We start from the raw sequence: 7974 nt of genomic DNA, 5'->3' as shown, positions 1-7974 counted from the left end.
TTCGTCGAACGATGTCTCCCAGTCCATCGCTTCCTCATGCAAAGAATGAAGAAGCTCCTATAATGCCATGAATTTTATGACACAGTAGTACTATGACGCTGTAACGAAATTGCTGGCCCGCTCTCAGGCGCAGCTGTCCGCTGGCGTGTCCGCTTTCGAAGTGATGTGGGCCGGCTATTACGATGCCGTGCTGGCGAATCTCGGGCAGTTGCGCGCACCGCTGGACAAACGCCATCCTTACTACGTGCTGCTTGAAAGCGTGGGCAGCGATCCCGAGCCGCATGCCGAGGCATTCGAGGCGTTTCTCGGCAACATGCTCGAAGAGGGCGTAGTCAGCGATGCGGCGCTTGCGCAGTCCGAAGCGGATGCGCTCGCCTTCTGGACGATCCGCGATGCGCCGGCCGAGTATCCGAAGTTCATTCCGCATCATAGCGCGTATGACGTGAGCTTCTCGATCAGCGACGTCGGGCAGGTAGCTGCGCGTTGCGAGCAACGTTTGCAGGAGCGGTGGCCTGATGCGCTCGCCATGATTTATGGGCATCTGGGCGACGGCAACCTCCATATCGTCGTCGATATTCCCGGTTCGGAAGGACGGCTGCACGACGAGATTGACGGCGTGATCTACGACGTGACGCGCGAATTTCACGGCTCGGTGTCCGCCGAGCACGGCATCGGTGTCAAGAAGAAGGCTTTTCTCGGCCACACGCGCAGTGACGCGGAAATCATGGCCATGCGGCTGATCAAGACGGCGCTGGATCCGCGCGCGATCCTCAACCCAGGGAAGATCTTCTAATGATGCGTGAGCGGGCCGCCTTTGCCGCGAACGCTGAAGACGCTGACCTCTGGCGGTGGTTTTCGTGTCTGATCGAAGAGCGCCGCATTCGCTGGTGCTGTTCGGCGCGAGGATGGCTCGTCAGTGTCGACAACCGGCATGTCGCGACGGCACAGAGTTTCGACGACGCGATGCGCGACGCTATGGAATGCGTGGCGGAACGCTTGAATTGAGGCATGGGCAACGCGGCATGGGGGAGGGCGTGTGCCACGCGATTTACGGGTCGAGCGTGCGGCGCGCTGACCGACGCGTGTAGAAGTCACCTGTCTATATCGAGACCCGTATGGCAAAGAAACGATCCCGTGCACGGCGGCAGCCCTCGTGGCCGGCCATCGGCGCGTTGCTGCGCTATCGGACCCGCACCGTACGCGTCATCGCGGAGGCGCGCGGGCAGCGCGCGATGATCGAATCGCTCGACACAGCGGGGAGGATGTTCGTGAGGACGGTGAAATGGGGCAGCCAGCGCGAGCTCGGCGCCCAACTCTTCTGAGTCTGGCCTGCATCGAGGGCAATCCGGCGAGCAGCTCACGGTGTCGCGATCGACGCCTGCTCGTCCAGACAGGATTGCCGCGCGCCAGGAGGAGAACGCCGCGGCAGCGAAATTTTTTTGTCCCAACAGTAGACGCGTAAATTGGCCGCTTCATACTTGCGCCAGGAACACCATCAGGACAACAGAATGCGACGCGTCATCGCCCGGAGATCGCCGGTCCACGGCAAGGGTGTATTTGCGATGCGTCAGCTCGCAATGGGCGAGCGCATGCTCGAATACAAGGGCGAAGTCACAACGTGGCGGAAGGCGTTGCGTCGACACCGGCGTGAAGGCGTCACGGGCCATACGTTCCTGTTCGGGCTGTCGGATGGCCGCGTCATAGACGGCAGCCGCGGCGGTAACAGCGCGCGCTGGCTGAACCACGCCTGCACGCCGAACTTCGAGACCATCGAGGATGACGGACGGATTTTCATTCACACGCTCCGGCTAGTCGACGCAGGCGAAGAGCTTTTCATCGACTATCTGCTGGAAATCGACGACGCGGCAGACGAAGAGGCTCGCGCTCAATATGCATGTGCTTGTGCGTCCGCCGGGTGTCGTCGGTCGATGCTGGCTGTCGCCGCGTGATGAGGAGCTAGGCAGGGCGGTCGCGAGAGCGACCACGACGGTACAGGGCAGTTGGTTTTCGAACGGTAGACGGCGCACGTCAAATCGATGTAGGGGATTATCGAGGAAACCAAACCCGTGCAACCGCTACGCCACACGTGTCCCCTGGCAAGATGGTGAGTCAGTCTCGTATCCGATGAGAGTCGAGCTTCTGGTGTCGGCCGATTCTGTTGAGAAAGTCGTCGTGGATGCGGAATGTTGAGTATCCTGGAAGACATCAAACGACGGGAGTGAATCGTCATGATGGGTCGACTGGATAGCGGGCAGGACAAGCTCTTCTACTCGTTCAACCTCGACAACCACGTCCCGCAATTGCACCTGTGAGAGGCATCGATCGCTTCCTTGATCTGCGCGATCTGCGCCAGCACCTCGCACCGTTCTGCAGTCCAATGGGTCATCCATTGATTGACCCCAAACTCATGATTCGCATGTTGATCTGCTCCGGCATCCGGTCTGAGCGACGTCTATGCGACGAGGTGCATCTGAACCCGCATATGCGCACGTTACCTCGATCACTTGCGGAAATCCGAAATGGACAGTCGACAGGCGGTACGCGTTCTTCGAAGGCGCTTTAGATCGCGTGACGTCGTCGGCGATATTGCTGCTCATGGATGAGGGCGAACTGGCAGATCGTGCTAAGGCATACGAAAACAGGCCTCCGGCGTATGACGCAGTCGCGCAGCACGCTGCACTGGCTAACTGTCCTGGTGGTCGCTATGCAATTTGTGATCGACTGGACAATGCCGGATGTTCATAAGGACACGCAGCCCGTTAGCCTGATCGCCTGGCATCTTGGCCTGGCGCGACGCTCGTCGCCGTGATGGCAATCCGGGCGGTCTGACGATTGACGCATTGGCCCACGCCAGACGAACTGCCGCCGCTACTCTGCTTCGTCTCGCGCATAACGCATGTTCTGCTCTACACCGCCCTGGCACTAGCGCCGCTGCTCGGTTGAATCAACACGTCCTCGCACGGCTGGACGGCCCGCTTGCTGAGCGTAGTGCCTTATCCGCCACTATGCGAACCGGGCCCGGCCTTCGGCCACGGGAAGGGGAATCTTCCTTAACATCAAAACGGACCTGACGGCGTAGCAATGCCGAGGAAGAACGCCGCCAGTTGAGTGGACTACACTAGATGCTGGCCAAAGAAGGTGGTTCATCCATGCATCATAAGTCGCTTGATCAAGCGCGGACGAGAAAAGCCCAGCCAGTCTGGATCTCCGCGTGCATCGCTCTCCTGCTGTTGCCGCCAGCCCTCTTTGCCCAGGACGAAAAGCCGGATATCGCCTTTTCCTCGATTGAGCCCGGAGCACCGCTGCCGCCAGGCTGGAAGAACCTGCCGGTTGTTCACGGCAAGCCCTTGACGCAGTACTCGCTGGTTCAGGACGGCCCCACTACCGTCCTGCAGGCGGACGCGAACCGCTCTGCTTCTGCGCTGATGCATGAAGGTGATATCGACCTGGAGCGAACACCTGTCGTGGCGTGGCGCTGGAAGGCAGAGCGGCCGATCGATGGCGCAGACAATCGCGTCGCATCGAAGGAAGACGCCCCAGCACGACTGGTGTTCCTGTTTGACGGCGACAAAAGCAAGCTGTCGTTTTTTGACCGGGCCAAGATGGATCTGGCAAAGCGGCTTGGTGGCGAAGATCTGCCCTATGCAACGCTAATGTATATCTGGTCGACCAACGCCGCGCGAGGCGCAGTCATTGCCAATCCTCACACCGACCGCGTACAGATGATTGTGGTCTCCGGTCTTCCCGGCGACGCGGGTCAATGGCAGAACCTACGCCGCAACGTCGTGCAAGACTACGAAAAGGTCTTTCACGAATCGCCTGGGCGAGTCACTGGCTACGGGTTGCTGACCGATACCGACAATACCGGTGCTTCGGCACGCGCCTGGTACGGAGACGTCGAGTTCCTGCCGGGGCGCTGACGACGCGAAGCCGCGCACTGACGGTTCCCGGCAGCGCGATGCGCGGGACTGTGCTCCGGCGTTCTGGCGTAAGCGACCGTCGACAGCATTTTTACTCCTCAACGATTCCGTCGGGGCGCAGATCAGCGAGCACAGCAGGCCGATAGGAGAAAGTCACCCGCGACTGGCCCACCAGTCATGCAGTGGCGGCTGCCACTTTTGGCTCCCTGGACTACGGCAACGGGCGTTGTCCGCCGCGCGAGGGATGTCAAACTCCGCGGTGCCCGTCGGTGGGGTCGCCAGATAATTCGACAAGACGTCGAGCGCGTTACGGTGTACGGCTATGAAAATGAAGACATCAGAGTACCGACACACATGCGTGTATGAGCTACGCGGCGGAGAGGCATTGTGATAATAGGCCGGCATCCTCGGGCAGCGTGATGATTGTCCGATCAGTTCTGTCTTTCCGTCGGTGCCTTCGTCAGAATGACTACCGGTCAATGATCGCGATAGGTTATGCCCCGACCGAACGCAGCTTTGACGTCACAACGCTGGACGGTCTTTTACCGCATAGGCCAGTACCGGTTTCAGGACCAGAAAACGCTGATCGGGTGCAGGCGGATTGTCGCGTTTCAATGCCAGTATCCAATGCGGTTCTCGCCACCTCGGATCACCTGTAGCGCATCCCGTTACGTACCGTTGGTGCTTGCAGTAGGCTACTGCTGTGGCCGATTCGCAGAGCAGCCCCTGCTCGGGGCCGCGCGCGTGAAGAGATCATCATCGGCGGGTCGGTTGCGCTCGGGTACAGTGTGTGAAGATGACTTCCGATGTGAATTGTCATCCTTCTGAGAGGTTTCCCTTAAAGCACGATGTCCCGATAGTTCGAAGGGAACAGCGCACGTTTAGTCTCCTCGTCGTTGACTTTTTTGAAGGTATGGTCCTGTCCAACTGCACGTGCCTTTGCCACAGCCGGCCGGGCGTCGATGCGTTCGAACCAGGCTTTGAGATTGGGAAACGAAGCGAGCGGTACGTCTTCGCCTTTCAGAACCCGGCCCGCGCGATCGAGCCAGCCCCACGCCGAAATATCCACGATGGTGTAGTCGGCGCCGACAAAGTATTCGCGTCCTGCCAGATGGCGGTCCAGCACCCGATAATGCCGCTCCACTTCACGCCGATAGCGGTTCACCGCGTAGTCAAGGCCTTCCGGTGCAGCGTACTGGAAGTGAACGGCCTGACCGGAAAACGGACCGACTCCGCTGGCAATGAACATCAGCCATGACAGAAGTTCAGCCCGCTCTGCGGGTGCGCCGAGAAACTTGCCGGTCTTTTCGGCCAGATACAGAAGGATGGCGGTCGAGTCGAAAACGCGCGCTTCAGTCCCACCGGGTCCCTCGGTATCGATGATCGCTGGCACTTTCCCGTTCGGATTAACCTCGCGAAATTCTGGCGTGTGCTGATCGCCTTTGCTCGTGTCGACCGGCACGACTTCGTACGGCAGCCCGGTTTCTTCGAGATACAGTGCGACTTTTGCGGGGTTAGGTGTCGGATGGAAAAAGAATCGGATCATGATGGGGCGTCTTTATTGGCAGGGTGAGTATGGGAAGAATAAACGACAGGTGTTACAGGCGTGGCCATCGCCGCCATGATCACACCGAGTGCGATGATCGCAATGGCGACGACGGCCGGCAGCGACGGACGTTCGCCGAGGATGGGCGCAGCAAGCAGGGTGGCCATGACCGGCACCGAGGCCATGATGGCGGCGGCCGCGCGCGAACCAAGGATGGCGATCGCGCGATTAAACGCGACGAGCGCCACCACACTCATGCACACACCTTGGTAAGTCGTTTGCACAAGCAGCTCACTTGCGGACGCCCCGGTTATCCGGGAGAGACCAAACAATATATAGGCCGGCAAATAAAGCGCGCTCGACCACACGCAGATCAACGCCGCCGATTGCAACGCTGTCAATTGGCTACGGCGGAACCAGAGGGTATAGATTGCCCAACTCAGCGCGGCGAGCACGAGGCAAAGGATGCCGGGCGGCTTGACGGATAGCGCGCTGGTTGCATTGCTAGCCGTCAGTCCGACGAGGCCCGGGGGCTGGTTCGTCGCTACGCGCCTCCCCGCCAGTCGGGTGCGCCCATGCGATGCAGCCGGGGCAGCGAAGGGTAAGTGAGGCGCGGACTCGGTATTCATCGAAGGCAGGTTAGCAGTGTGAGCAGAGATTCTTATTCTGGAACGACTGTTATAGAATAAGGCCCAACACGGCGCCCGGCAAGCCCATTTCGTACCTGTGCGAATTGTCGGGCTGTCAGTGGTATTTTTCGGAAATTATTGACCGTTATGGCGCGACCAAAGGAATTCGACGAAACAGTGGCGCTCGAGGCAGCGATCGGATGCTTCTGGTCGCGTGGGTACGAAGCAACGTCGATGCGTGAACTGACGGACAGCATGGGGATCACCGCAGCCAGCCTGTACAACGCGTTCGGCGACAAGCGTTCATTGTATCGGCGGGCGCTGGATCACTACATTGACAGGGGATTCTGCCAACGGGTGCATCGCTTCGAAGGACAGTTGCCGCCTCGCGAATGCATCGTGGCCTTCTTTGATGAAATCGTTGCGCTGTCGCTAGGCGATCCACAGAGAAAGGGCTGCATGATCGTCAATTCCGCACTGGAGGTTGCTCCTCACGACCTCGAGTTCCAGACAGTCGTGGCTGACGTAACGCGGCAGATGGAAGCGTTCTTCTACCGTTGCGTGCGAGCCGGCCAGCTTGCTGGAACGATCAGCCCGGACCAGCCGGCCGCCGATGTTGCGCGTTTGTTGCTGGGTGTATTGATGGGGTTGCGCGTGTTGGCGCGTACGCGGCCTGACCGCCCATTGCTTGAAGGGATCCTGCGGCCGGTTCTGGCGCTGCTGGATGGCGGCATTGAAACGACGAAGTCCTGCCGGATAGGGAAGAAGGGTGCGCCGTCGGGAGTGAAGAGCCGATCAGGCGATGCGGTGCAAAAACGGGTTCGAAAGCGAGCAGCCTGAATGGCCGGGCTCCCTGACCAGGTGCTACCCGCGAGTCATGTGGCACGCGGACAGTCAGCGCGCCGCTCGTAATCTGACGTCGCTGTTGGGCCGCGCCATGCAGCGGAGCTTTTCTATTGCGTGCACCATGCATGCAGGTTGCAGCGCCATTCCCATCAGTACGGATTGAGCGGCTCGTCGAATTCCAGCAATCGATCGTCCACTTGCAGGTCTTCGGCACACTCTCCGTCCAAAGGCGGTTCGGTGCCAGCGAGCGGGAGACGGCTTCGAACCATCTTGACCAGGCGTTCGCGCACGAGGATACGTTTTGCCGTGTCCAGCTGCGCGTAGCGCTGAATTTGCGACTCCGAAAATCGGATAGTGAGCACGCATCGCGCGTCGAGTGTCGTGTCACCATGTGATTCAGTCACCCAGGACACCTGGATAAAAAATGTAGTCCCGTCGTCATAACTGCTGATGGCGGGCGCCTTGGGAGACTCGAATAGCGTGGATAGCGCCAGTTCGATTTCTTCAACTCGCTGGTTCACGTCAATGTCTTTCATTGAGAATCCTCCATGCGGCCGAAGCCGCGTGTTGGTAACGGCGCATGCGAACTTGCCGCATAGTTAAACAGTTATTCGCGCCAGCGCACGTCACATCAAGCCCGTTAGCCATGCTTTTTGCAGTCCGGCGCTTACTGCGCGGACGACGCGCCGCTTGCCGCCGCATCCGGTGTAGTTGTTACCGCCGGTTCGCTCGATGTCGTGGCAGGGGTGCTCACCGGCGTGGCATCGCTCGCGCGTTTGGCCGCGTCGCTCGTGCCGGGCGTTCCGCTCAACCCTGCAGAATTGCTCATCACGCCGCTGCTTCCGGAACTCATGGTGTCCTTGCTGTTGTCGTCCCCTTTCTTGCAGCCTGTGGCCGCCGTTGCAAGCGCTGCCATCGACAGGATCAACAGGATGTGCTTAAGATTTTCATTCATCGCCCCTCCGCCAAAAGTGGAGCCCGCGTGGCCCATTTATGAGTACAGCAAGAACCATGTCTGCCCTTCCGGCAGCCA

General features: G+C 59.7%; 9 protein-coding genes and 1 pseudogene. 6 read left to right on the top strand and 4 right to left on the bottom strand.

Annotated elements, in window-relative coordinates; all coding sequences use genetic code 11:
• Positions 1-145: 145 nt before the first annotated feature.
• The 5 genes and pseudogenes from ACZ9H4_RS36380 (at position 146) to ACZ9H4_RS36360 (ending at position 3920) form a co-directional block, all read left to right on the top strand.
• Positions 146-793 (top strand): FAD-binding oxidoreductase, encoded by a 648-nt coding sequence (locus tag ACZ9H4_RS36380; protein WP_476123074.1) that lies wholly within the window; start codon positions 146-148, stop codon positions 791-793.
• 322 nt (positions 794-1115) lie between these two features.
• Complete coding sequence (locus ACZ9H4_RS36375; RefSeq protein WP_476123072.1) at positions 1116-1322, top strand: hypothetical protein; 207 nt, start codon at positions 1116-1118, stop codon at positions 1320-1322.
• A gap of 186 nt (positions 1323-1508) precedes the next feature.
• Positions 1509-1949 (top strand): SET domain-containing protein, encoded by a 441-nt coding sequence (locus tag ACZ9H4_RS36370; RefSeq protein WP_476123070.1) that lies wholly within the window; start codon positions 1509-1511, stop codon positions 1947-1949.
• A gap of 279 nt (positions 1950-2228) precedes the next feature.
• Positions 2229-2476, top strand: a pseudogene (locus tag ACZ9H4_RS36365) (transposase); the annotation flags it as partial.
• A gap of 646 nt (positions 2477-3122) precedes the next feature.
• The gene (locus ACZ9H4_RS36360) at positions 3123-3920 is read left to right on the top strand and encodes a DUF3047 domain-containing protein (RefSeq protein ID WP_476123068.1); all 798 of its coding nucleotides are present in this window, start codon (positions 3123-3125) and stop codon (positions 3918-3920) included.
• Positions 3921-4758: 838 nt separating this feature from the next.
• Here ACZ9H4_RS36360 and ACZ9H4_RS36355 read toward each other — a convergent pair.
• Entirely contained in the window at positions 4759-5466 is a 708-nt protein-coding gene (locus ACZ9H4_RS36355) for a glutathione S-transferase family protein (protein ID WP_476123066.1), read from the bottom strand.
• Positions 5463-6095 carry a DMT family transporter gene (locus ACZ9H4_RS36350; RefSeq protein WP_476123064.1) on the bottom strand — a complete coding sequence of 211 codons (633 nt, stop codon included), beginning with the start codon at positions 6093-6095 and terminating at the stop codon, positions 5463-5465. Before ACZ9H4_RS36350 ends, ACZ9H4_RS36355 begins: the two co-directional genes overlap by 4 nt.
• A 147-nt stretch (positions 6096-6242) precedes the next feature.
• Between ACZ9H4_RS36350 and ACZ9H4_RS36345 the strand changes: the two genes are divergently transcribed.
• Entirely contained in the window at positions 6243-6935 is a 693-nt protein-coding gene (locus tag ACZ9H4_RS36345) for a TetR/AcrR family transcriptional regulator (RefSeq protein WP_476123062.1), read from the top strand.
• 155 nt (positions 6936-7090) lie between these two features.
• Here ACZ9H4_RS36345 and ACZ9H4_RS36340 read toward each other — a convergent pair whose 3' ends face one another.
• The gene (locus ACZ9H4_RS36340) at positions 7091-7477 is read right to left on the bottom strand and encodes a DUF3022 domain-containing protein (RefSeq protein WP_408150505.1); all 387 of its coding nucleotides are present in this window, start codon (positions 7475-7477) and stop codon (positions 7091-7093) included.
• 131 nt (positions 7478-7608) lie between these two features.
• Positions 7609-7896 (bottom strand): hypothetical protein, encoded by a 288-nt coding sequence (locus ACZ9H4_RS36335; RefSeq protein WP_476123060.1) that lies wholly within the window; start codon positions 7894-7896, stop codon positions 7609-7611.
• Between the last annotated feature and the right edge of the window lie 78 nt (positions 7897-7974).

The organism is Paraburkholderia sp. TE9906, from assembly GCF_056279605.1.
This window is presented reverse-complemented; position numbering and strand designations above follow the sequence as displayed.